This window comes from Pseudomonas asgharzadehiana, assembly GCF_019139815.1.
Lineage (GTDB): Bacteria > Pseudomonadota > Gammaproteobacteria > Pseudomonadales > Pseudomonadaceae > Aquipseudomonas > Aquipseudomonas asgharzadehiana.
This window is the reverse complement of sequence record NZ_CP077079.1, coordinates 4,525,886-4,550,347: the sequence shown is the minus strand read 5'-3', so window position 1 is coordinate 4,550,347 and position 24,462 is coordinate 4,525,886. Positions and strand designations below refer to the sequence as shown.

The following is a 24,462-nucleotide window of genomic DNA, read 5'->3' as shown; positions in this document are numbered from 1 at the left end:
AGGAAATGGCTATCAAGGTTCTACTGGTCGAAGATGATCGCGCCCTGCGTGAAGCATTGGCTGACACGCTGCTGCTGGCGGGCCATGACTACCGTGCGGTCGGTTCCGCCGAGGACGCCTTGGAAGCGGTGGAACAAGAGGCCTTCAGCCTGGTGGTCAGCGACGTGAATATGCCCGGCATGGACGGCCATCAGTTGCTGGGCCTGCTGCGCGCGCGCCAGCCGCAACTGCCGGTGTTGCTGATGACCGCCCACGGTGCCGTGGAGCGGGCGGTGGACGCCATGCGCCAAGGCGCGGCGGATTATTTAGTCAAGCCGTTCGAGCCCAAGGCGCTGATCGAACTGGTGGCGCGGCATGCCCTGGGCGTGGTCGCGGCCGGCGAAGGCGAAGGCCCGATTGCGTTCGAGCCGGCCAGCGCGCAATTGCTCGACCTGGCGGCCCGTGTCGCACGCAGTGATTCCACGGTGCTGATTTCCGGCGAGTCGGGTACCGGTAAAGAGGTGCTGGCGCGGTATATCCACCAGCAATCGACCCGCGCCAAGCAACCGTTTATCGCCATCAACTGCGCGGCGATCCCCGACAACATGCTCGAAGCCACGTTGTTCGGTCACGAAAAGGGCTCGTTCACCGGTGCCATCGCGTCCCAGGCGGGCAAGTTCGAACAGGCCGACGGCGGCACCCTGCTGCTCGATGAAATCTCGGAAATGCCCCTGGGCCTGCAAGCCAAGCTGCTGCGGGTGTTGCAGGAGCGCGAAGTGGAGCGGGTGGGCGCGCGCAAGCCGATCCAATTGGATATCCGGGTGATCGCTACCACCAACCGCGACCTTGCCGGCGAAGTGGCGGCGGGGCGTTTCCGTGAAGACCTGTTCTACCGGCTCTCGGTATTTCCGCTGGCCTGGCGCCCGCTGCGCGAGCGTCCGGCGGACATCCTCCCGCTGGTCGAGCGCCTGCTGAATAACCACGTCAAAAAAATGAAGCACGCCCAGGCACGGCTGTCGGCCGAGGCCCAGGCGTGCCTGGTCGGTTACCCATGGCCCGGCAACGTGCGTGAACTGGACAACGCCATCCAGCGTGCGTTGATCCTGCAGCAGGGCGGCCTGATCCAGCCCCAGGATTTTTGCCTGGCCATGGGCAGCGGCGCCGCGCCGCTGCCCACGTTGGCCGCCGCGCCGGTGGTTGCCGAGGCGGAGTCTGTCGGTGCCCTGGGCGACGACCTGCGCCGTCGCGAGTTCCAGATGATCATCGACACCCTGCGCGCCGAGCGCGGCCGCCGCAAAGAGGCGGCTGAACGCCTGGGTATCAGCCCGCGCACCCTGCGCTACAAGCTGGCGCAAATGCGTGATGCCGGGATGGATGTGGAGGCGTATCTGTTTGCCACCTGACTTCGCCCTATAGCCATTGGTCTCTACACAACGTTGGCGTGGGTTTGAACCTGTGGCGGTTCGGGCGCAGACGACTATCTAACTGATGCCCCGCGACTAAAAATGTGGGAGGGGGCTTGCCCCCGATGGCGGCGTGTCAGGCGACTATTTTTTGGATCTGACCGAGTACATATCCGTTTCTGCGGTAACGGCGGCTATTGGTTCCGCTTTTACAGCGGGTCACTTTTGGAAAAGAGCCCCAAAAGTAACCAAAAGGGCTCTTGCCCCAACACTCGGCCCCTCGCTTAGGCTCGGTGTGCCCGAACCTGCGTTCGCCCAGCGTGTTTGACGGGGCGCCTTAGATCAAGATCAAAAGCCAGAGCAACAGCCTGCAGTCGTGTAGATACCCATGCCTATAGCCGGTAACAATTTGGACAAGCTTTGTCGCCTTTTCTTACGAGCTGATAGGAATCTGGCACCCTTGTTGCTACCTCCCCAGGTAAGTACGGCGTAGCGTCAAAAAAATACGGGTTGTCGGAGAGAGAAAGGTCATGAGCCAGGGTATTGAGTTCAATCGGTTGATGTTGGATATGCGCTCCATGCAGATGGATGCCATGGCTCAACCGAAATCCGTCGCGCCAGCGCCGGAATTGGGCCAAAGCAGCTTTGCCGACATGCTCGGCCAGGCGATCAACAAAGTCAGTGATACCCAGCAAGCCTCCAGCCAGTTGGCCAATGCGTTCGAGATCGGCAAAAGTGGCGTGGACCTTACCGATGTGATGGTTGCCTCGCAAAAGGCCAGCGTCTCCTTCCAGGCCCTGACCCAAGTGCGCAACAAGCTGGTTCAGGCCTATCAAGACATCATGCAGATGCCGGTTTAAGGGCGAGATTTAAATCATGGCAGAAGCAGTCTCCGACAACGTCCCCGCCAAGGCAGACGGCAAACCGCCGCTGTTTGGCCTGTCGTTCCTGGAAAACCTCTCGGAAATGACCATGTTGCGTCAGGTGGGCCTGTTGGTCGGCCTGGCTGCCAGCGTGGCGATTGGTTTTGCCGTGGTGTTGTGGTCGCAGCAACCCGATTACCGGCCGCTGTACGGCAGCCTGGCGGGCATGGATTCCAAGCAGATCATGGAAACCCTGGCCGCCGCCGACATCGCTTATACCGTGGAGCCCAACTCCGGCGCGCTGCTGGTCAAGGCCGATGACGTGGCCCGCGCGCGCATGAAGCTCGCCGCCGCCGGCGTGACCCCGTCCGACAGCAACATCGGTTTTGAGATCCTCGACAAGGACCAGGGCCTGGGTACCAGCCAGTTCATGGAAGCCACCCGCTACCGTCGTGGCCTGGAAGGCGAGTTGGCGCGCACCATTTCCAGCTTGAACAACGTCAAGGGTGCCCGCGTGCACCTGGCCATTCCAAAAAGCTCGGTGTTTGTGCGCGATGAACGCAAGCCAAGTGCTTCGGTATTGGTCGAGCTGTTTTCCGGCCGCTCCCTGGAGCCTGGCCAGGTCATGGCGATCATCAATCTTGTGGCCACCAGCGTTCCCGAGCTGAGCAAGTCGCAGATCACCGTGGTCGACCAGAAGGGCAACCTGCTGTCCGACCAGGCCGAGAACTCGGCATTGACCATGGCCGGCAAGCAGTTCGACTACAGCCGCCGTATGGAAAGCATGCTCACCCAGCGTGTGCATAACATCTTGCAGCCGGTGCTGGGCAACGACCGCTACAAGGCTGAAGTGTCCGCCGACGTGGACTTCAGCGCGGTCGAGTCGACCTCCGAGCAGTTCAACCCAGACCAGCCGGCCCTGCGCAGTGAGCAGTCCACCAGCGAACAACGTACCGCCAGCAATGGCCCGCAAGGTGTGCCGGGGGCCCTGAGCAACCAGCCACCATCGCCGGCCTCGGCACCGCAAACCACCGGCGGCGCCACAGCCGCTGCGGGCGCGATCCAGCCTGGGCAGCCACTGTTGGACGCCAACGGTCAGCAGATCATGGACCCGGCCACCGGCCAACCGATGCTCGCCCCGTACCCGGCGGACAAGCGGAACCAGTCCACCAAGAACTTCGAACTCGACCGCTCCATCAGCCACACCAAGCAACAACAAGGGCGCGTCAATCGCCTGTCGGTGTCGGTGGTGGTCGATGACCAGGTCAAGGTCAACCCCGCTGACGGCGTGGTCACCCGCGCTCCGTGGAGCGCCGACGAATTGGCGCGCTTCACACGCCTGGTGCAGGACGCCGTTGGTTTCGATGCCAGCCGGGGTGACAGCGTCAGCGTGATCAACATGCCGTTCTCCGCCGAGCGTGGCGAAACCATCGCCGAGCCTGCGTTCTACTCGCAGCCGTGGTTCTGGGACATCGTCAAGCAAGTGCTGGGTGTGTTGTTCATCCTGGTGCTGGTGTTCGGCGTGCTGCGTCCGGTGCTCAATAACATCACCGGCAACGGCAAGAAACAACAACTGGCGGCCTTTGGTGGCGGCGACGTGGAGCTGGGTGGCATGGGCGGCCTGGACGGCGAACTGGCCAACGACCGCGTCAGCCTCGGCGGCCCGCAAAGCATTCTGTTGCCAAGCCCGAGCGAAGGTTACGACGCTCAGTTGAACGCAATCAAAAGTCTGGTGGCAGAAGACCCGGGCCGTGTGGCCCAGGTCGTGAAAGAGTGGATTAACGCAGATGAGTGATCGAGCCGCAGTTGCCAAACTCTCCCGGGTCGACAAAGCCGCAGTACTGCTGCTGTCGCTGGGTGAAACCGACGCCGCCCAAGTGCTGCGCCACATGGGCCCCAAAGAGGTCCAGCGCGTGGGCGTGGCCATGGCGCAGATGCGCAATGTGCACCGTGAGCAAGTCGAACAGGTGATGAGCGAGTTCGTCGAGATCGTCGGCGACCAGACCAGCCTGGGCGTCGGTTCCGACAGCTACATCCGCAAGATGCTCACCTCGGCCCTGGGCGAAGACAAAGCCAACGGCCTGATCGACCGCATCCTGTTGGGCGGCAACACCAGCGGCCTGGACAGCCTCAAGTGGATGGAGCCGCGCGCCGTCGCCGACGTGATCCGCTACGAGCACCCGCAAATCCAGGCGATCGTGGTGGCGTACCTCGACCCCGACCAGGCCGGTGAAGTGCTCGGCCACTTCGACCATAAGGTGCGCCTGGACATCATCCTGCGCGTGTCATCGCTGAACACCGTACAGCCGGCGGCCTTGAAAGAATTGAACACGATTCTGGAAAAGCAGTTCTCCGGCAACTCGAACGCCTCGCGCACCACCCTGGGTGGTATCAAGCGCGCGGCCGACATCATGAACTTCCTCGACAGCTCGGTCGAAGGCCAGTTGATGGACTCGATCCGCGAGATCGACGACACCCTGTCCGGCCAGATCGAAGACCTGATGTTCGTGTTCAACAACCTCTCCGATGTCGACGACCGTGGCATCCAGGCGTTGCTGCGCGAAGTGTCCTCCGACGTGCTGGTATTGGCCCTCAAGGGGTCCGACGAAGGCGTCAAGGAGAAGATCTTCAAGAACATGTCCAAACGTGCTTCCGAGCTGCTGCGCGACGACCTCGAGGCCAAGGGGCCGGTGCGTGTCAGCGACGTGGAAACCGCGCAGAAAGAAATCCTCACCATTGCCCGCCGTATGGCCGAAGCCGGAGAAATCGTTCTCGGTGGGAAGGGCGGCGAAGAAATGATCTAAGGCGCCACGCATGTCGAACAAAGATGAGGCGCCCAGCGATCTGATTCGCGCACGGGATGTCGGTGGGTTCGACATCTGGTCGTTGCCCAGTTTCGACCCGCATGTGCCGGAGCCCGAGCCGGAACCGGTGGTCGAACTGCCGGTGGAAATGGAAGAAGTGCCGCTGGAAGAAGTCCAGCCACTGACCCTGGAAGAGTTGGAAAGCATCCGTCAGGAGGCCTACAACGAAGGCTTCGCCGCCGGTGAGAAAGACGGCTTTCGCAGCACCACCCTCAAAGTGCGCCAGGAAGCCGAGGCGGCGTTGAGCATCAAGCTGGGCAGCCTGGAGCGCTTGATGGGCGGGCTGTTCGAGCCCATCGCCGAGCAGGACTCGCAGATCGAAAAAGCCATGGTGCGCCTGGTGGAGCACATCGCCCGCCAAGTGATCCAGCGCGAACTGGTGCTGGACTCCAGCCATATTGAAAGCGTGATGCGCGAGGCCCTCAAGCTGCTGCCCCTGGGCGTCGGCAATGTGCGCTTGTACATCAACCCGCAGGATTTCGAGCAGGTCAAAGCCCTGCGCGAGCGCCATGAAGAAACCTGGCGCATCGTCGAAGATGCGGCCTTGCAGCCCGGTGGATGCCGGGTCGAGACCGAACACAGCCGCATCGATGCCACGGTGGAAACCCGCATCAGTCAGATCATGGCCAAGCTGTTGGACCAACAGCACGAGCAAGCGCTGAACCCGGCCGAACCCGACCTGAGCGTGGACCTGGACGCCGCCGATGCGCCTTGATCGCACCAGCTTCGCCAAGCGCCTGGGCGGCTACGTCGAGGCCACCGAGTTGCCCGGCCAGCCGATCCTCGAAGGGCGTCTGTTGCGCATGGTCGGCCTGACGCTCGAAGCCGAAGGCCTGCGTGCCGCCATGGGCAGCCGCTGCATGGTGATCAACGACGACAGCTACCACCCGGTGCAGGTGGAGGCTGAAGTGATGGGCTTCTCCGGCAACAAGATTTTCCTGATGCCGGTCGGCAGCCTGGCGGGCATCGCCCCCGGTGCGCGTGTAGTGCCACTGGCCGATACCGGCCGCCTGCCCATGGGCATGAGCATGCTCGGCCGTGTGCTCGACGGTGCCGGCCGCGCGCTGGACGGCAAGGGCGGCATGAAGGCCGAAGATTGGGTGCCGATGGACGGGCCGACCATCAACCCCCTCAACCGTAACCCCATCAGCGTGCCGCTGGACGTGGGTATTCGCAGCATCAACGGTTTATTGACGGTCGGCCGTGGCCAGCGTCTGGGCCTGTTCGCCGGTACCGGCGTGGGTAAGTCGGTGTTGCTGGGCATGATGACCCGCTTTACCGAGGCCGACATCATCGTGGTCGGGCTGATCGGCGAGCGGGGTAGGGAAGTCAAGGAGTTCATCGAGCACAGCCTCGGTGAAGAAGGCCTCAAGCGCTCGGTGGTGGTCGCCTCGCCTGCGGACGATGCGCCGCTGATGCGCTTGCGCGCTGCCATGTACTGCACGCGCATTGCCGAATATTTTCGCGACAAGGGCAAGAACGTCCTGTTGCTGATGGACTCGCTCACGCGTTTCGCCCAGGCCCAGCGGGAAATCGCCCTGGCCATCGGCGAGCCGCCCGCCACCAAAGGCTACCCGCCGTCGGTGTTCGCCAAGCTGCCCAAGCTGGTGGAGCGTGCCGGTAACGCCGAGGCCGGTGGCGGTTCGATCACCGCGTTCTATACCGTTTTGTCCGAAGGCGACGACCAGCAGGACCCGATTGCCGACTCGGCGCGGGGCGTGCTCGACGGCCACATCGTGCTGTCGCGGCGCCTGGCGGAGGAAGGGCACTACCCGGCCATTGATATCGAAGCGTCCATCAGCCGGGTGATGCCGGCGGTGGTCACGCCCGAGCATATGACCCGCGCGCAGCAGTTCAAGCAGCTGTGGTCGCGCTATCAACAGAGTCGTGACCTGATCAGCGTCGGTGCCTACGTGGCCGGTGGTGATCGCGACACCGACCTGGCGATCGCCCTGCAGCCGCAGTTGGTGACCTACCTGCGCCAGGGCCTCAATGACAAGATCAGCATGGGTGAAAGCGAAGCGCATTTGCAGTCCATTTTTGCCCCTGCGCCAGGCGGCTAAGCCATGGCCAACAGCCGCGCCGCGCGCCTGGCTCCCGTGGTGGAGATGGCCGAAAAGGCCGAGAAAACCGCGGTTCAGCGCCTGGGTTACTTCCAAGGCCAGGTACGCCTGGCCGAAAGCAAGCTGGGCGACCTGGAGCGCTTTCGCAGCGAGTACCAGCAGCAATGGATCGAACGCGGCACAAAGGGCGTGTCGGGCCAGTGGTTGATGGGCTACCAGGGCTTTCTCAACCAGTTGGAAACGGCGGTCGCCCAGCAGCGCCAGAGCCTGGCCTGGCATCAGAACAATCTCGATAAAGCCCGCGAAAGCTGGCAAGCGGCGTTTGCCAGGGTCGAGGGGCTGCGCAAGCTGGTGCAGCGCTATATCGACGAGGCGCGAGCGCTGGAAGACAAGCGCGAGCAAAAACTGCTCGACGAATTATCACAACGCCTTCCGCGCCAACAACAGTTCTAACTACGCCCGGCAGGAAAAAATGTGGGGGCTTGCTCCCACATTTGATTTGTTGTGTTGCCCACTTCCGGTTCACCTGCTAAACCTTGTGTGTATCTCAATGACAAGGAAGCTGTCGTATGTCAGTCGAGTCAGAAGTATCCCTGGATGGGAAGAAGTTGACGATTGCAATCAAGGGCCGGTTCGATTTCGGCAGTCACCGGGCGTTTCGAGATTCATATGAGCGTTTCTACAAGGTTCCCGAGACTTACATCGTCGACCTGAAAGAAACCACCTACATGGACAGCTCGGCCCTGGGCATGCTCCTGCTGTTGCGCGACCACGCGGGCGGTGACGACGCGGAAGTCAGGGTTATCAACACCCACTCCGACGTGCGCAAGATCCTCGCCATCTCCAACTTCGACAAGCTGTTCGATATCAATTGAGAGTCCTGGCCCCAGTTTCCGAGCCGCTGAGCATTCTGATCGCCGAAGACAGCGCGGCCGACCTGTTGCTGCTGTCGACTATCGTGCGGCGCCAGGGTCACCACGTGCTCACCGCCACCAACGGCGAGGAAGCCGTGGAAGTCTTTGCCCGCGCGCGTCCGCACTTGGTGCTGATGGACGCCATGATGCCGGTGATGGACGGTTTTATCGCCGCGCGATGGATCAAGCAGTTGGCGGGTGAAGCGCTGGTCCCGATTATTTTTCTGACCTCTCTGAGCGAAAGCGCCGACCTCGCCGAATGCCTGGATGCGGGTGGCGATGATTTCCTGCCCAAGCCCTACAACGCATTGATCCTGGCGGCCAAGATCAATGCCATGGACCGCCTGCGCCGCCTGCAAGCCACGGTGCTGGAGCAGCGCGACCTGATCGCCAAGCACAATGATTACCTGCTGCACGAGCAGCGGGTGGCCAAGGCGGTGTTCGACAAGGTCGCGCATTCGGGCTGTATCAACGCCGCGCCGAATATCCGCTATCTGCAATCGCCCTATGCGCTGTTCAACGGTGATTTATTGCTGGCGGCCTACACGCCGTCCGGCGATATGCACGTGCTGCTCGGCGACTTCACCGGGCACGGCCTGCCGGCGGCGGTGGGCGCCATGCCCCTGGCCGAAGTGTTCTATGGCATGACCGCCAAAGGCTATGGCCTGGCGCAAACCCTGCGGGAGATGAACGCCAAGCTCAAACGCATCCTGCCGGTGGACATGTTCTGCTGCGCCACGCTGCTGTGCCTGAGCACCCAGCGGCGCGTGGTCGAGGTGTGGAACGGCGGCATGCCCGACGGCTATGTGCATGAAGTGGCCAGCGGCAAACGCACGCCGCTGCAATCGCGGCATTTGCCCTTGGGGGTGCTGTCGCCGCAAGCGTTCGATGACCGCACCGAAGTCTGGCCGATGGCGCTTGGCGACCGGGTGTTCCTGCTCTCCGACGGCGTACTGGAGACGGCCGATGCCAATGAGCAACTGTTTGGCACGCAGCGTTTGCATCAGGTGTTCGCCGCCAACCGCGAGCCGGACCGCCTGTTCGAAGATATCGAACAGGCGCTGGCCGCGTTTCGTGGTGAGGCGCGCGATGATGTGAGCCTGCTGGAAATCACCCTGGAGCCCGGCCCGGCGGTGCGCGTGACGGGGCCGCTGTATGCCGACAGCGGCCAGTCGTGCCCGCTGGATTGGTCGGTGGATTTCGAGTTCAGGGCCGACACCCTCAAGCGCTACAACCCGTTGCCTTATCTGCTGCAGCTGTTGCTGGAGATCCATGGCCTGCGCGAGCAGAGCGGGGCGCTCTATAGCGTGATGGCCGAGTTGTATTCCAACGCCCTGGAGCATGGCGTGCTTGGCCTGGACTCGCGGCTCAAACGCGATGCCGAGGGTTTCGCCGAGTACTACCGCCAGCGCAATGACCGCCTGGCGCAGTTGAGCGATGGGTACGTGCGGGTGCGCATCCACGTGGTGCCGACCGCGACGGGCGGCAAAATGACCCTGTGCCTGGAGGACAGCGGCGCGGGGTTCGACGTGGAGCAGGTGCTGGCCCGACCGTTGGATACGGACCGCCTGTCCGGCCGGGGCTTGAGCCTGGTGCGCCAATTGAGCAGCGATGTAGGCTGGTCTGACGGTGGGCGCAGCGTCTGCGTAGAGTTTTGCTGGGAGGCTCTGGCATAATCCGCCGATTCTTGATCAAGGAGCGAGCAAGTGGCTGAGGTTCATTTGGACCCGCAGGTGTTGTCGGGTTTGCAGGAAGTCATGGAAAGTGAGTATCCCAAGCTGCTCGACACCTTTCTTGACGACTCCCAGAAACGCGTCGAAGCGCTGCGCAAGGCGCGTGACGATGCCAAGGCGCTGGGGCGGATCGCGCATAGCTTCAAGGGCAGCAGCAGCAACCTGGGGGCGGTGCGGCTGGCCGATCTTTGCCGGCGACTGGAAGACGGGTCGGCCGAACCTGCCCACATAGACTTGGGGAAGCTGGTGAACGAGATTGACCTTGAGTTCGCCCTGGTTCGGCCTTTGTATGAGCGCGAGCGGCAACGGTTTCAGCTGTGATGGCAGGTTAATCGCGAACCTGGCCCGACTCTTGCTCTACCTCCTGATACTGCATCCCCGATCCCCATGCAGTGGAGACCTTTACCTATGCCAGTCGCTCCCAATTCGCTGCTTCAGACTGCCGCCGCGGCCAAACCCCAGGCACCTGCCGCCAACCCGCCGGTGGTGGCCGCGGAGCCACGGGACAAGGGCCCAGGCTTCGCTCAAGTGTTTGCCAGCCAAGGCTCGAAACCGACGGTAAAGGGCGACGATACCCCGACCAAGCCGATGCGCGACAAGACCGCCGATGCCGCCGCCAAACCGGCAGCCGGCAGCGACAAGCCTGCCGCCAGCAAACCGGCGGTTGCCGATAGCGGCAATAGCTTGCCTGCCAAGCCGGCGGCCACCTCCGATGACAGCGCCAGTACGGATGAGGCGGCGCCGGTTGACCCGACCCTGGCGCAACAGCCTGCGGTTGACCCGGTGGTCGATCCGGCGTTGGTAGCCACCGTCACCCCGGTGGCGGTACCGGTTCCCGTCGAGACGCCGGCACCCGCCGCTGCGCCGACTGATCCCAAGGCGCAGGTTGCCGCGCCGATCACGGCCACCGATGAGATCAAGCCCGCCTTCGACCCTGCGGCCGACCCGCTGGATGCGATGCCGGCCGTGCGCCTGGCGATGGAGCAGGGCGGGCATGTGTCGGCCAGCAGTCAGGCCTCGGCCAAGACTGCGCCGCCGCCCGCCCAGGATCAGCCGACCGCCGCGCAGAATTTCGCCGCCGGCCTGGCCGGCATGGTCGACCAGCAGGCCACCAAGGACAGCACCGACCAGGGCGGCGACAAAGCTTTTACCGGGCTGATCGAAGAGGGCCTCAAGGACCTCAAGGGCGCCAGCAGCGACACCCGTGTCGACGACTTCGCCAATCGCCTGGCGGCACTGACCCAGGCGGCCACGCCGAAAACCGCCAACGCCTTGCCGCCGGTGGCCAACGCACCGTTGGCCATGCACCAGAGCGGCTGGACCGACGAAATCGTCAACCGTGTGATGTACCTGTCCAGCGCCAACCTCAAATCGGCGGAGATCCAATTACAGCCCGCCGAACTCGGACGCCTGGATATCAAAGTCAACATGACCGCCGATCAACAGGCCCAGGTCAACTTCATGAGCGCCCACCCGGTGGTGCGTGAAGCGCTGGAAAGCCAGTCCGGCCGCCTGCGGGAAATGTTCGCGCAGCAGGGCATGGGCCAGGTGGACGTCAACGTTTCCGACCAGTCCCGTGGCCAGGAGCAACAACAACAGCAGGCCCAGACCCGTGGTGTGAGCGGCAGCGGCGGGCGCGGTGGTGATAATGGCGATGGCGGCAACCCCATTGATGTGGCTGAGGCCGTGGCGCCCCTGACCTCAACCGTGATCGGCTCCAGCGCCGTGGACTACTACGCCTGACCTGAGCCTGGCGTAGGACAAAATGTGGGAGGGGGCTTGCCCCCTCCCACATTTGCTTTGGGGTGTGCTTTCGTCTGCGACTTGCCGGACAACTCTGGCATAACACTTGCTCTTGCCTTTGCGTAGATCTATGAATCCCCGAATAGTGACGGATTATTGGCATGGCGAAGAGCGACGACGCAGCAAAAGCACCCGCAGGCAAAGGTAAGCTCAAGCTTATCCTGTTGATAGTCGTGGGCCTGCTCCTGGCCATCGGCGCTTCGGTGGGTGGCACCTGGTACATCATGCACAGCAGTGCAAGCAAACCGGCGCCGGTTGCCGAAACCGCCAGTAACGCCAAGCAACCGGCTATCTTCGAACCGATGCTTCCGGCCTTTGTCGCCAACTTCAACCAGAACGGTCGCCAACGCTATTTGCAGGTGAGCATTACCTTGCTGGCGCGCAACCAGTCGGACCTGGACGCACTCAAGGTGCACATGCCGGTGATCCGCAACAACCTGGTCATGCTGTTCTCCGCCCAGAGCTTCGACACCCTGGCCACTCCGGTGGGCCAGGAAATGCTGCGTCAGAAGGTCACTGCCAGTGTGCAGGAAGTGGCCCAGAAGGAACTCGGCAAAGTCGTGATCGAGCAGGCGCTCTTCACTAACTTCGTATTGCAGTAGGATCACGACATGGCCGTGCAAGACCTGCTGTCCCAGGATGAAATCGACGCGCTGCTGCATGGTGTGGACGATGGTCTGGTACAGACCGAAATGGTTGCCGACCCCGGCAGCGTCAAAAGTTATGACCTCACCAGCCAGGATCGTATCGTCCGTGGGCGCATGCCGACCCTGGAGATGATCAACGAGCGTTTTGCCCGTTATACCCGCATCAGCATGTTCAACATGCTGCGCCGTTCGGCGGACGTGGCGGTGGGCGGCGTGCAGGTGATGAAGTTCGGCGAGTACGTGCACTCGCTGTACGTGCCCACCAGCCTCAACCTGGTCAAGATCAAGCCGCTGCGCGGCACCGCGTTGTTCATCCTCGACGCCAAACTGGTGTTCAAGCTGGTGGATAACTTCTTCGGCGGTGACGGCCGTCACGCCAAGATCGAAGGGCGCGAATTCACCCCAACCGAATTGCGCGTGGTGCGCATGGTGCTGGAGCAAGCCTTCATCGATTTGAAGGAAGCCTGGCAGGCGATCATGGAAGTCAATTTCGAGTACATCAACTCGGAAGTGAACCCGGCCATGGCCAACATCGTCGGCCCCAGCGAAGCGATTGTGGTGTCCACCTTCCACATCGAACTCGATGGCGGCGGCGGCGACCTGCACGTGACCATGCCGTACTCGATGATCGAGCCGGTGCGCGAGATGCTCGACGCCGGTTTCCAGTCCGACCTGGACGACCAGGACGAGCGTTGGGTCAAGGCCCTGCGCGAAGACCTGCTGGACGTCGACGTACCGCTGAGCGCCACCGTGGCCCGTCGCCAGTTGCGCCTGCGAGATATTTTGCACATGCAACCGGGGGACATCATTCCCGTCGAGTTGCCGGAAGAAATGATCATGCGCGCCAACGGCGTGCCGTCGTTCAAGGTCAAGCTTGGTTCCCACAAGGGCAACCTGGCGCTGCAGGTGGTGGAGTCGATCACTCGTCGTTGACGCCACCCGTTTGAAACATCCCTATTTATGAATGTTTGCTCCGCCGAGGACATGTAATGGCTACCGAACACGAAAACACTTCCGCCGAAGACCAGGCCCTGGCTGACGAATGGGCGGCTGCCCTGGAAGAAACCGGCGAAGTTGGCCAGGACGATATCGACGCACTGCTGGCCGCTGACGCCGCCACCGCGCCTGCCGGCAACCGCCTGCAAATGGAAGAATTCGGCAGCGTGCCCAAGAACAATGAGCCGGTGAGCCTGGACGGTCCGAACCTGGACGTGATTCTCGACATTCCGGTGTCGATTTCCATGGAAGTGGGCAGCACCGACATCAACATCCGCAACCTGCTGCAACTCAACCAGGGTTCGGTGATCGAGTTGGACCGCCTGGCCGGCGAGCCGTTGGACGTACTGGTCAACGGCACCCTGATTGCCCACGGTGAAGTGGTGGTGGTCAACGAGAAGTTCGGCATCCGCCTGACTGACGTGATCAGCCCAAGTGAACGCATCAAGAAGTTGCGCTGATATGAAACGGCTGATGGTGGGACTGTTGGTCGCGCTGCCACTGGATGCCTGGGCCGCCGAGCCGGTGGTGCAGGCCGTCGCCGCGCCGGTTACCGGCAGCGTTGCAGGGCAATTGACACAACTGGTGTTGGGCCTGCTGCTGGTGGTCGGTGTAATTTTCGTGCTGGCCTGGCTGATGCGCCGCGTGCAGAGCATCGGCCCGGGCAACGCCCAGGTGATTGAGCTGGTCGGCTCGCGTGCGCTTGGTCCGCGTGATCGGCTTGTGCTGGTGCAGGTGGGCGAGGAGCAGATCCTGCTGGGCATCACCCCTGGCCGCATCACCCCGCTGCACGTGCTCAAGACGCCGGTACAAACCACCCAATCCCAGCCCGCCACGCCCGAATTCGCTCAGCGCCTCATGGAGTTGCTGGGCAAGGATCAGAAGGATAAGAAGTAATGCGCGTTTTATTGACGCTCATGCTGTTGCTGGCTGCGCCGTTGGCGTTTGGCGCCGATCCGTTGTCGATCCCGGCCATTACGCTGGGTACCAACGCCGCCGGGGCCCAGGAATATTCGGTCAGCCTGCAGATCCTGCTGATCATGACCGCGCTGAGTTTTATTCCGGCGTTCGTCATGCTGATGACCAGTTTCACGCGGATCATCATTGTGTTCTCGATCCTGCGCCAGGCACTGGGCCTGCAACAGACGCCATCGAACCAGATCCTCACCGGCATGGCGCTGTTCTTGACGATGTTCATCATGGCGCCGGTGTTCGACAAGGTGAACCAGCAAGCCCTGCAACCGTACCTCGCGGAAAAAATGACGGCCCAGGATGCAATCGACAAGGCGCAGGGGCCGATCAAGGATTTCATGCTGTCGCAGACCCGTTCCAGCGACCTTGAGCTGTTTATGCGTCTATCCAAACGTACCGATATCGCCACCCCGGACCAGGCGCCGCTGACCATTCTGGTGCCGGCATTCGTGACCTCGGAACTCAAGACGGCGTTCCAGATCGGCTTCATGATTTTTATCCCGTTCCTGATTATCGACCTGGTGGTGGCGAGCGTGCTGATGGCCATGGGGATGATGATGCTCTCGCCGCTGATCATTTCGTTGCCGTTCAAGATCATGCTGTTTGTGCTGGTGGATGGCTGGGCGCTGATTATCGGCACCTTGGCCGGCAGCTTCGGCGGGGTATAGCGCGATGACTCCAGAAGTAGCCGTTGACCTGTTCCGTGAAGCGCTGTGGCTGACCACCATGATGGTCGCGGTGCTGGTGGTACCGAGCCTGTTGGTGGGCCTGCTGGTGGCGATGTTCCAGGCCGCGACGCAGATCAACGAACAGACCTTGAGCTTTTTGCCGCGCCTGCTGGTGATGCTGGTCACGCTGATTGTCGCCGGCCCGTGGCTGGTGCAGACCTTCATGGAATACATCCTGCAGTTGTACGGCAGTATTCCGCAGTTGATCGGCTGATCCGATGAACTCGCTGCTGGCGTTGACCGATACCCAGATCAGTACCTGGGTGGCTTCGTTCATCCTGCCGTTGTTCCGTGTGACGGCCATGTTGATGGCTATGCCGGTGTTCGGCACGACCTTGGTGCCACGGCGTATTCGCCTGTATTTCGCGGTGGCGATTACCGTGGTGATCGTGCCGGGGTTGCCGCCGATGCCGCCGGTCAATGCGCTGGACCTGAGCGCGTTGCTGCTGATCGCCGAGCAGGTGTTGATCGGTGCCATGCTGGGGTTTTCCCTGTCGCTGTTTTTTCAGGCGTTCGTGATTGCCGGGCAGATCATTTCGATCCAGATGGGCATGGGTTTCGCGTCCATGGTCGACCCCACCAACGGCGTGTCGGCGGCGGTGATCGGGCAATTTCTGACCATGCTGGTGACCTTGCTGTTCCTGGCCATGAACGGCCACTTGGTGGCGTTCGAGGTGCTGACCGAAAGCTTCACCACCCTGCCGGTGGGCTCGGGGCTGGTGGTCAATCACTTCTGGGAAGTGGTGGGGCGCCTGGGCTGGGTGTTGGGCGCGTCCCTGTTGTTGGTACTGCCGGCGATCACTGCGCTGCTGGTGGTCAATATCGCGTTCGGCGTAATGACCCGCGCCGCGCCGCAACTGAACATCTTCTCCATTGGTTTCCCATTGACCCTCGTATTGGGCATGTGGATTTTCTGGATCGGCATGGCCGACATTCTCAATCAGTATCAACCGCTGGCGACCGATGCCCTGCAGTTCTTACGTGACCTGGCACGGGCGCGCTGAGCCATGGCCGAGAGCGAGAGTGGTCAGGACAAGACAGAAGACCCCACGGAGAAACGTAAAAAGGACTCCCGGGAAAAAGGCGAGATTGCCCGTTCCAAAGAACTCAATACCGTTGCGACCATGATGGCCGGTGCCGGCGCCTTGCTGATCTACGGCGGTGGTCTGGCGCTGGACCTGCTGGAATTGATGAAGCACAACTTCAGCCTGCCCCGTGAAGTGTTGCTCAACCCGGACTCCATGGGGCAATACCTGCTGCACTCGGGGAAAATCGCGATCCTGGCGGTACAGCCGATTCTGATTACCTTGCTGCTGGCCGCGCTGATCGGCCCGGTCGCCCTTGGTGGCTGGTTGTTCGCGGCGGGCAGCATGGCGCCCAAATTCAGCCGCATGAACCCGGCCGCCGGGCTCAAACGCATGTTTTCCGCCAAGGCGCTGGTGGAACTGCTCAAGGCGTTGGCCAAATTCATCCTGATTCTGTTCGTGGCGCTGTCGGTGTTGTCGTCCGACGTCGACGATTTGCTGCGCATCGCCCACGAGCCGCTGGAGTCGGCGATCATCCACAGCGTGCAGGTGGTCGGCTGGAGCGCGCTGTGGATGTCGGCCGGTTTGATCATCATTGCGGCGGTGGATGCGCCGATCCAACTGTGGGAAAGCCACAAGAAATTGCTGATGACCAAGCAGGAAGTGCGTGACGAGCACAAGGACCAGGAAGGCCGGCCCGAGGTCAAGCAACGTATCCGCCAACTGCAGCGCGAAATGTCCCAGCGCAAGATGATGGCCGCAGTGCCTGACGCCGATGTGGTCATCACCAACCCGACCCATTATGCGGTGGCCCTCAAGTACGACCCGGAGAAGGGCGGCGCGCCGATGCTGCTGGCCAAGGGCAGTGACTTCACCGCCCTTAAAATCCGCGAAATCGCCGTGGCCAACGACATCCTGCTGTTGGAATCGCCGGAGCTGGCGCGTTCGATCTTCTACTCCACCGACCTCGACCAGGAAATCCCTGCCGGGTTGTACCTGGCCGTGGCGCAGGTGTTGGCGTATGTCTATCAAATCCGCCAATACCGCGCCGGCACGGGCAAACGCCCGGACCCGCTCAAGGACCTGCCGATTCCGCCGGAATTGCGCCGCGACTCTTAATTCGCATCTCACCTGGCCTTCAACGGTTGCCGCTACCACCTCTTCTCAATCGGTGTCTACCTGTCAACTCTGACAGTAGCCAGCCGCCGCTCGCCCGGGTTTCATTACAGCAGGCACGGCGCACAGGTCGTAGACGAGAGGCTGGGAGCGTGGCGGTGAATAGGTACAGAGGGCGTGTCGGATCGTATGACCCCGAGACCGGGTTGGGGTGGGTTGTGCCGCGCTCCGGGGAAGAGGGCGTGATGATTCGCCGGGACGATTGGGCTGGGACGGTGCTTTATGCAGGTAAAAAACTGACGTTTCGAATGATTCATCGGCCCGACGGCATTTATGCGTTGCGTGTTGATGCGAGCGCCGATATCTGAGTCGCGGCTCAGTCACGATTACGGAGAACGACAATGGCTAGGGGTACGGTGAAGTGGTTCAACGCGGAAAAGGGCTTTGGGTTTATTACTCAGGATGAGGGTGGAGCTGATCTCTTTGTTCACTTTTCCGCGATCCAGGGTGAAGGGTTCAGGACGCTCGAAGAAAATCAGAAGGTTGAGTTCGAGAGCGAGCAAGGAAAGAAAGGGCATCAGGCTATGAACGTACGACCCGTTGCGGGGTAGCGCTGGACGCACACACATCCAAATGTGGGAGGGGGCTTGCTCCCGATAGCGGTGGTTCAGCCAATTAATCTATTGCCTGATACACCGCCATCGGGAGCAAGCCCCCTCCCACATTTAACTGGGGCTAGGGCTTTAGAAACGCTCGCTTGTGAGGTTGTTCACGCCCCCAAACCAAAGTTGGACAGCTTCTTGCAATACCGCCACCAGGATGCCTCCCGGCGTCAAAAGTTTGCTTTACGTTACGAGGAATACCGGTGGTGGATCGCTCTCAAATGCTCGGCACGGCCCGTACGACCCTGACTGACCTCTCGCGGGGCAATCTGGGTGTGCCGTTGTTGTTGCTGGTGATGCTGGCAATGATGATGTTGCCGATGCCGCCGTTCCTGCTCGACGTGTTCTTCACTTTCAACATCGCCCTGTCGGTGGTGGTGCTGCTGGTGTGCGTGTATGCCCTGCGGCCCCTGGATTTTGCGGTGTTCCCGACGATTTTGCTGGTGGCGACCCTGCTGCGCCTGGCGTTGAACGTGGCCTCTACCCGCGTGGTGATGCTTCATGGCCAGGACGGCCACGCCGCGGCCGGTAAGGTGATCCAGGCCTTCGGTGAAGTGGTGATCGGTGGTAACTACGTGGTCGGTATCGTGGTGTTCGCGATCCTGATGATCATCAACTTCGTGGTGGTGACCAAAGGCGCCGGACGGATTTCCGAGGTGAGCGCGCGGTTTACCCTCGACGCCATGCCCGGCAAGCAGATGGCCATCGACGCCGACCTCAACGCCGGCCTGATCGACCAGAACCAGGCCAAATCGCGCCGCCTGGAAGTGGCCCAGGAAGCCGAGTTCTACGGCTCCATGGACGGCGCCAGCAAATTCGTGCGCGGTGACGCCATCGCCGGCCTGCTGATTCTGTTCATCAACCTGATCGGCGGCATTGCCGTGGGTATCTTCCAGCACGGTATGACCTTCGGCGACGCGGGCAAGGTCTACGCCTTGCTGACCATCGGTGACGGTTTAGTGGCGCAATTGCCATCACTGTTGTTATCAACAGCCGCTGCAATCATGGTGACCCGTGCGTCGGGCTCCGAAGACATGGGCAAGCAGATCAGCCGGCAGATGTTCGCCTCGCCCAAGGCCCTGGCCGTGGCGGCGGGCATTATGGCGATCATGGGTATCGTGCCGGGCATGCCTCATGTGTCGTTCCTGAGCATGGCCGCATTGGCCGGCGGCGGTGCCTACCTGTTTTGGAAAAAGCAAAACGCAGTCAAAGTGCAGGCGCTGCAGGAGGTCGCGCGCCAGCAGGAGCTGCTGCCATCCCCGGCCCGTGCCCAGGAAACCAAGGAGTTGGGCTGGGACGACGTGACGCCCATCGACATGATCGGCCTGGAAGTCGGCTACCGCCTGATTCCGCTGGTGGACCGCAACCAGGGCGGCCAATTGCTCGCGCGGATCAAGGGGGTGCGCAAGAAGTTGTCCCAGGACCTGGGCTTTTTGATGCCCACCGTGCACATCCGCGACAACCTCGACCTGGCGCCCAGTGCCTACCGCCTGACGCTGATGGGGGTGATCCTGGCCGAAGCCGAGATTTACCCGGACCGCGAGCTGGCGATCAACCCCGGCCAGGTGTTCGGCAGCCTCAACGGCATTACCGCCAAAGATCCGGCTTTTGGCCTGGAGGCGGTATGGATCGAAATCAGCCAGCGCAGCCAGGCGCAGTCCCTGGGCTATACCGTGGTGGACGCCAGCACCGTGGTCGCCACCCACCTCAACCAGATTTTGTACAAGCACTCCCACGAGTTGATCGGTCACGAAGAAGTCCAGCAATTGATGGGTTTGCTGGGCAAGGCCTCGCCAAAACTCGCCGAAGAGCTGGTGCCGGGCGTGCTGTCGCTGTCGCAACTGCTCAAAGTGCTGCAGGCGCTGCTGGCCGAACAGGTGCCGGTGCGCGACATTCGCAGCATTGCCGAGGCCATCGCCAACAATGCCGCCAAGAGTCAAGATACCGCCGCGCTGGTGGCGGCGGTGCGTGTCGGATTGTCGCGTGCAATCGTGCAAAGCATTGTAGGGCTTGACTCTGAGCTGCCTGTGATCACCTTGGAACCAAGGTTGGAACAAATATTGCTCAATAGTATTCAGAAGGCAGGACAAGGCCAGGAAGAGGGCGTTCTGTTGGAGCCAAGCATGGCTGAAAAACTGCAGCGTTCGTTGATCGACGCCGCGCAGCGCCAGGAAATGCAGGGCCAACCGGTGATTCTGCTGGTGGCAGGCCCGGTCCGGGCAATGTTGTCGCGGTTCGGGCGCCTGGCAGTACCGAATTTGCACGTTTTGGCTTATCAGGAAATTCCTGACAACAAGCAAGTGACTATCGTCGCGACAGTAGGGCCCAACGGCTGAGGGTAGTGGGTTATGCAAGTGAAGCGTTTTTTCGCCGCCGATATGCGTCAGGCCATGAAACTGGTCCGTGATGAGCTGGGCGCCGACGCCGCGATTATCGGTAACCGTCGTATTGCCGGCGGTGTCGAGCTGACGGCTGCCCTGGATTACACCCCCCAGGCCCTGGCGCCGCGCGTGCCGAACATGGAGCTTGAAGACGAGCTGCGCAAGACTGCCTCGCGCATCGTCTCGGCCCAGGCCGAACTGAGCATGCGCGGCGACAGCGATGCCACCACCAATCGCCAGTTGTTCGCCGGCCTGCCGCTGACGGCTGCCGAGCCGTTGGTCGAGCCCACTTTCATCGAACCGCCGCGTCCTGCCGCGCCCGCCCCGGCCGCCGCAGTCGACCAGCGCGCGTTCGACTCGATGCGCTTTGAACTCAATGGCCTGCGCGAGTTGCTCGAAGTGCAGCTCGGCTCGCTGGCCTGGACCCAACTGCAAGGCAGCAAACCGCAACAGGCCAACTTGTGGCGTCGCCTGCAACGCATCGGCCTGTCCGGCCCGTTGTCCCGCGACCTGTTGGCGCTGACCCACGAAATCGAAGAGCCTCGCCAGGCCTGGCGCATGTTGCTGGCCCACTTGGCGCGGATGATCACCACGCCACAGATCGAACCCTTGGAAGAGGGCGGAGTGATCGCCATGGTCGGCCCGGCCGGCATGGGCAAGACCACCACGCTGGCCAAGCTTGCCGCCCGTTATGTGCTTAAGTACGGCGCCCAGAATATCGCGCTGGTGAGCATGGACAGCTACCGTATCGGCGCCCAGGAACAGCTCAAGACCCTGGGCCGCATCCTCAATGTGCCGGTTACCCATGTCGACCCCGGTCAATCCCTGGCCAATGCCCTCGACCCGCTGCTGCGCAAGCGCGTGGTGCTGATCGACACCGCCGGCCTGCAAGCCAGCGACCCGGCGTTGCGTATGCAGCTCGAAAGCCTGGCCGGGCGTGGCATCAAGTCAAAAAATTACCTGGTGCTTGCAACCACCAGCCAGAAACAGGTTCTTACCGCTGCGTATCACAGCTACAAACGCTGCGGGCTGGCCGGTTGCATCCTGACTAAACTGGATGAAACCGCCAGCCTGGGTGAAGTGCTGAGCCTGGCTATCAGCCACGAACTGCCGGTGGCTTACCTGACCGATGGGCCGCGGATCCCGGATGATCTGCATCTGCCGCGCCGTCATCAGTTGGTCAGCCGCGCCGTCAGCGTACAAATGCAAGACGAGCCTAGCGAGGAAGCGATGGCCGACATGTTCGCCGATCTCTATCACAACCCGGCAAAACGGGTCGGTTGAGTCAGATGAACACCGTGAAAAGTATCTACATCGATGGTCTGCAAGCGATTCACGCGGCCAAGCCATGTAGCCTGCGTCTAAGCAAGACAAGGTAAAGAAATAAAATGGGCAGCATGCATCCCGTACAGGTGATCGCGGTGACCGGCGGCAAAGGTGGCGTCGGAAAAACTAACGTGTCAGTGAATTTGTCCCTGGCCCTGGCAGAACTTGGCCGTCGCGTCATGCTGCTGGATGCTGACCTGGGACTGGCGAACGTCGACGTTCTGCTGGGGTTGACGCCCAAACACACGCTTGCCGATGTGATCGAGGGGCGCTGTGAGCTGCGCGATGTGCTGCTTCAAGGCCCTGGCGGGATCCGCATCGTGCCGGCCGCCTCCGGCACCCAGAGCATGGTGCACCTGAGCCCGGCGCAGCATGCCGGCCTTATCCAGGCATTCAGCGATATCGGCGACAACCTCGACGTGCTGGTGATCGACACCGCCGCCGGGATCGGCGAATCCGTGGTCAGCTTCGTGCGCGCGGCGCAGGAAGTGTTGCTGGTGGTCTGCGATGAACCCACCTCGATCACCGACGCCTACGCCCTGATCAAATTACTTAACCGTGACTACGGCATGAACCGCTTCCGCGTACTGGCCAACATGGCCCAGAGCCCGCAGGAAGGGCGCAACCTGTTCGCCAAGTTGACCAAGGTCACGGATCGCTTCCTCGATGTCGCCTTACAATACGTCGGTGCAGTTCCCTACGACGAGTGTGTGCGCAAGGCTGTGCAAAAGCAGCGTGCGGTCTACGAAGCGTTCCCTCGTTCCAAATGCGCATTGGCGTTCAAGGCTATTGCCCAAAAGGTCGATACTTGGCCGTTGCCCGCCAACCCACGGGGGCATCTGGAGTTTTTCGTCGAGCGATTGGTACATCAGACGAGCGCAGGACCCGTGCTATGACAGCGAACGGCTATAACGCCTACAAGAAGTCCGCCCGTGACAGTCAGGGCGAGTTGATCGAGCGTTATGCGCCGCTGGTCAAGCGCATCGCCTATCACCTGCTGGCACGCCTGCCCGCCAGCGTCCAGGTAGAAGACCTGATCCAGGCCGGCATGATTGGCCTGCTCGAAGTGTCAACCAAATACGATGCCACCAAAGGCGCGAGTTTCGAGACGTATGCGGGTATCCGTATCCGGGGCGCCATGCTCGATGAAGTGCGCAAGGGTGATTGGGCGCCTCGTTCGGTACACCGCAATACGCGCATGGTCAGTGACGCAATTCGCGCAATTGAAGCAAAAACCGGTCGCGACGCTAAAGATCACGAAGTTGCGGCCGAACTCCAATTGAGTCTCGACGATTATTACGGGATTTTGAACGACACCTTGGGCAGCCGCCTGTTCAGTTTCGACGACCTGTTGCAGGACGGTGAACACGAAGGGCTGCACGAGGACGGCGCGAGTACTCATATGGAGCCGGCGCGAGACCTGGAAGATGAACGCTTTCAGGGTGCGTTGGCGGACGCGATTGCCAATTTGCCTGAGCGTGAGCGACTGGTATTGGCGCTGTACTACGACGAAGAGCTGAACCTCAAGGAAATCGGTGAGGTCCTGGGGGTCAGCGAATCGCGAGTCAGCCAGTTACACAGCCAGTGCGCCGCTCGCTTGCGGGGGCGTTTGGGAGAGTGGCGAGCGCGCTGACAGGCAGTGTGGGGACACTGCAAAGCGATACCGCGAAGGTGATGGATCTTCGCGGGTTCGGCCCGTGGTGCCCCCGGCAGTCCTTTTTGTGTAATGCCTGTTGATTGAAATGACGCGTCCAGGTGCTGGGCGCGTTTAAGACTGCTTGGAGGTCGAATTGGACAAGAACATGAAAATCCTCATCGTTGATGACTTCTCAACGATGCGGCGGATCATAAAAAACCTGTTGCGTGACCTTGGGTTCACAAACACGGTCGAGGCGGATGATGGCCTTACGGCGATTCCGATCCTCAACAGCGGGAGCATCGACTTTCTGGTAACCGACTGGAACATGCCGGGCATGACCGGTATCGACTTGCTGCGTCATGTGCGGGCCGACGAAAAGCTGCGCAGCCTTCCCGTGCTGATGGTCACCGCCGAAGCCAAGCGTGAGCAGATCATCGAAGCTGCCCAGGCGGGTGTTAACGGTTACGTGGTCAAGCCATTCACTGCACTGGCCTTGAAAGAGAAGATCGAAAAAATCTTCGAACGCATCCACGGCTGATGCCATCGCGGGGGAGCTATGGAGCATAACGAAACGTCACAGGGAGACTTTGAGTCGACCCTGAAAAAACATGCTCACCAGTTGGTCGACAGCCTTGAAAAAGGCCAGTTCGGCGACGCGGTGCAGTTGATCCATGAGCTCAACCAGACCCGTGACCGCGGCCTGTATCAGGAAGTGGGCAAGCTCACACGCGAGCTGCACAGTGCGATTGTCAATTTCCAGATTGACCCGCACATGCCCCAGGCCGAAGAAATCTCACAGATCACCGATGCCACCGAACGCCTGTCCTATGTGGTCAGGCTGACTGAGGCGGCGGCCAACCGCACCATGGACCTGGTGGAGAACGCCACGCCCCTGGTCAACGGCATGGCCACTGAAGCCCAGGCCCTGAGCGCCGATTGGGGCCGCTTCATGCGCCGGGAAGTCGGGGCTGAGGAGTTTCGTGAGCTGGCACGTCGGGTTGAAGGCTTCTTGTCGCGCAGCGAGCAGGAAAACCGCACGGTTTCCAGCAACCTCAACGATATTTTGCTGGCCCAGGATTACCAGGACCTCACCGGTCAGGTGATCAAGCGTGTGACCCAGTTGGTCACCGAAGTGGAAAGCAACTTGCTCAAATTGGTGCTTATGGCAGGCCAGGTTGACCGTTTTGCCGGCATTGAACATGACCGCGAAGCGATCCTCTCGGAAAAAGATCCACAAAAACATCTCGCCAAGGGTGAAGGTCCGCAGATTCATGCCGATAAACGTGAAGACGTTGTGTCAGGTCAGGATGACGTAGATGACCTGTTATCCAGTTTAGGCTTCTAAGGA

26 protein-coding genes are annotated in these 24,462 nt (G+C 61.4%); all 26 read left to right on the top strand.

The annotated features are described in order from the left end of the window. Positions 1–5 precede the first annotated feature (5 nt). Positions 6–1,382, top strand: coding sequence for a sigma-54-dependent transcriptional regulator (locus KSS96_RS20525; RefSeq protein WP_217855285.1), 1,377 nt, complete (start codon positions 6–8; stop codon positions 1,380–1,382). 530 nt (positions 1,383–1,912) lie between these two features. Next, positions 1,913–2,242 (top strand): flagellar hook-basal body complex protein FliE, encoded by a 330-nt coding sequence (gene fliE / locus KSS96_RS20520; protein WP_015885194.1) that lies wholly within the window; start codon positions 1,913–1,915, stop codon positions 2,240–2,242. Between the two features lie 16 nt (positions 2,243–2,258). Beyond that, a complete protein-coding gene (gene fliF / locus KSS96_RS20515; protein WP_017527616.1) occupies positions 2,259–4,040 on the top strand; it encodes a flagellar basal-body MS-ring/collar protein FliF in 1,782 nt (593 codons plus the stop codon). Further along, complete coding sequence (gene fliG, locus KSS96_RS20510; protein WP_017527617.1) at positions 4,033–5,049, top strand: flagellar motor switch protein FliG; 1,017 nt, start codon at positions 4,033–4,035, stop codon at positions 5,047–5,049. Before fliF ends, fliG begins: the two co-directional genes overlap by 8 nt. Positions 5,050–5,059: 10 nt before the next feature. Continuing rightward, positions 5,060–5,824: a flagellar assembly protein FliH gene (gene fliH, locus KSS96_RS20505; protein ID WP_217855283.1), complete on the top strand. Its 765-nt coding sequence runs from the start codon at positions 5,060–5,062 to the stop codon at positions 5,822–5,824. Further along, complete coding sequence (fliI, locus tag KSS96_RS20500) at positions 5,814–7,172, top strand: flagellar protein export ATPase FliI (RefSeq protein ID WP_017527619.1); 1,359 nt, start codon at positions 5,814–5,816, stop codon at positions 7,170–7,172. The genes fliH and fliI overlap by 11 nt, the downstream gene beginning before the upstream one ends. Before the next feature lie 3 nt (positions 7,173–7,175). After that, positions 7,176–7,625 carry a flagellar export protein FliJ gene (gene fliJ / locus KSS96_RS20495; RefSeq protein WP_017527620.1) on the top strand — a complete coding sequence of 150 codons (450 nt, stop codon included), beginning with the start codon at positions 7,176–7,178 and terminating at the stop codon, positions 7,623–7,625. A 116-nt stretch (positions 7,626–7,741) separates the two neighbouring features. Next, positions 7,742–8,047: an STAS domain-containing protein gene (locus tag KSS96_RS20490; protein ID WP_017527621.1), complete on the top strand. Its 306-nt coding sequence runs from the start codon at positions 7,742–7,744 to the stop codon at positions 8,045–8,047. Further along, positions 8,044–9,762, top strand: a complete 1,719-nt coding sequence (locus tag KSS96_RS20485; protein WP_017527622.1) for an ATP-binding SpoIIE family protein phosphatase — start codon at positions 8,044–8,046, stop codon at positions 9,760–9,762. The genes KSS96_RS20490 and KSS96_RS20485 overlap by 4 nt, the downstream gene beginning before the upstream one ends. Positions 9,763–9,792: 30 nt before the next feature. Further along, complete coding sequence (locus KSS96_RS20480; RefSeq protein WP_065878068.1) at positions 9,793–10,140, top strand: Hpt domain-containing protein; 348 nt, start codon at positions 9,793–9,795, stop codon at positions 10,138–10,140. Positions 10,141–10,227: 87 nt separating this feature from the next. Continuing rightward, positions 10,228–11,562, top strand: a complete 1,335-nt coding sequence (locus KSS96_RS20475; protein WP_065878066.1) for a flagellar hook-length control protein FliK — start codon at positions 10,228–10,230, stop codon at positions 11,560–11,562. Positions 11,563–11,723: 161 nt separating this feature from the next. Continuing rightward, positions 11,724–12,224 carry a flagellar basal body-associated protein FliL gene (gene fliL, locus KSS96_RS20470; protein WP_017527625.1) on the top strand — a complete coding sequence of 167 codons (501 nt, stop codon included), beginning with the start codon at positions 11,724–11,726 and terminating at the stop codon, positions 12,222–12,224. A gap of 9 nt (positions 12,225–12,233) precedes the next feature. Further along, a complete protein-coding gene (fliM, locus tag KSS96_RS20465; RefSeq protein WP_017527626.1) occupies positions 12,234–13,202 on the top strand; it encodes a flagellar motor switch protein FliM in 969 nt (322 codons plus the stop codon). Between the two features lie 56 nt (positions 13,203–13,258). Beyond that, positions 13,259–13,726, top strand: coding sequence for a flagellar motor switch protein FliN (fliN, locus tag KSS96_RS20460; protein ID WP_017527627.1), 468 nt, complete (start codon positions 13,259–13,261; stop codon positions 13,724–13,726). Between the two features lies 1 nt (position 13,727). After that, on the top strand, positions 13,728–14,162 hold the full coding sequence (gene fliO, locus KSS96_RS20455; RefSeq protein WP_017527628.1) for a flagellar biosynthetic protein FliO: 435 nt from the start codon (positions 13,728–13,730) through the stop codon (positions 14,160–14,162). After that, entirely contained in the window at positions 14,162–14,905 is a 744-nt protein-coding gene (gene fliP, locus KSS96_RS20450) for a flagellar type III secretion system pore protein FliP (RefSeq protein ID WP_017527629.1), read from the top strand. The genes fliO and fliP overlap by 1 nt, the downstream gene beginning before the upstream one ends. A gap of 4 nt (positions 14,906–14,909) precedes the next feature. Continuing rightward, the gene (fliQ, locus tag KSS96_RS20445; protein WP_003175300.1) at positions 14,910–15,179 is read left to right on the top strand and encodes a flagellar biosynthesis protein FliQ; all 270 of its coding nucleotides are present in this window, start codon (positions 14,910–14,912) and stop codon (positions 15,177–15,179) included. Positions 15,180–15,183: 4 nt separating this feature from the next. Beyond that, positions 15,184–15,969, top strand: coding sequence for a flagellar biosynthetic protein FliR (fliR, locus tag KSS96_RS20440; RefSeq protein ID WP_017527630.1), 786 nt, complete (start codon positions 15,184–15,186; stop codon positions 15,967–15,969). 3 nt (positions 15,970–15,972) lie between these two features. Beyond that, on the top strand, positions 15,973–17,109 hold the full coding sequence (gene flhB, locus KSS96_RS20435) for a flagellar biosynthesis protein FlhB (protein WP_017527631.1): 1,137 nt from the start codon (positions 15,973–15,975) through the stop codon (positions 17,107–17,109). A 398-nt stretch (positions 17,110–17,507) separates the two neighbouring features. Continuing rightward, positions 17,508–17,717 (top strand): cold-shock protein, encoded by a 210-nt coding sequence (locus KSS96_RS20430; RefSeq protein WP_217855281.1) that lies wholly within the window; start codon positions 17,508–17,510, stop codon positions 17,715–17,717. A gap of 272 nt (positions 17,718–17,989) precedes the next feature. Further along, positions 17,990–20,104, top strand: coding sequence for a flagellar biosynthesis protein FlhA (gene flhA / locus KSS96_RS20425; RefSeq protein WP_439653357.1), 2,115 nt, complete (start codon positions 17,990–17,992; stop codon positions 20,102–20,104). A gap of 12 nt (positions 20,105–20,116) precedes the next feature. Beyond that, entirely contained in the window at positions 20,117–21,433 is a 1,317-nt protein-coding gene (gene flhF, locus KSS96_RS20420; protein ID WP_017527634.1) for a flagellar biosynthesis GTPase FlhF, read from the top strand. 104 nt (positions 21,434–21,537) lie between these two features. Beyond that, positions 21,538–22,371 carry a flagellar synthesis regulator FleN gene (gene fleN, locus KSS96_RS20415; protein ID WP_003192912.1) on the top strand — a complete coding sequence of 278 codons (834 nt, stop codon included), beginning with the start codon at positions 21,538–21,540 and terminating at the stop codon, positions 22,369–22,371. Further along, the gene (gene fliA / locus KSS96_RS20410) at positions 22,368–23,108 is read left to right on the top strand and encodes an RNA polymerase sigma factor FliA (protein ID WP_017527635.1); all 741 of its coding nucleotides are present in this window, start codon (positions 22,368–22,370) and stop codon (positions 23,106–23,108) included. Before fleN ends, fliA begins: the two co-directional genes overlap by 4 nt. A gap of 169 nt (positions 23,109–23,277) precedes the next feature. After that, a complete protein-coding gene (locus KSS96_RS20405) occupies positions 23,278–23,652 on the top strand; it encodes a chemotaxis response regulator CheY (protein ID WP_003192908.1) in 375 nt (124 codons plus the stop codon). An 18-nt stretch (positions 23,653–23,670) separates the two neighbouring features. Continuing rightward, positions 23,671–24,459, top strand: a complete 789-nt coding sequence (locus KSS96_RS20400; protein WP_017527636.1) for a protein phosphatase CheZ — start codon at positions 23,671–23,673, stop codon at positions 24,457–24,459. Positions 24,460–24,462 lie beyond the last annotated feature (3 nt).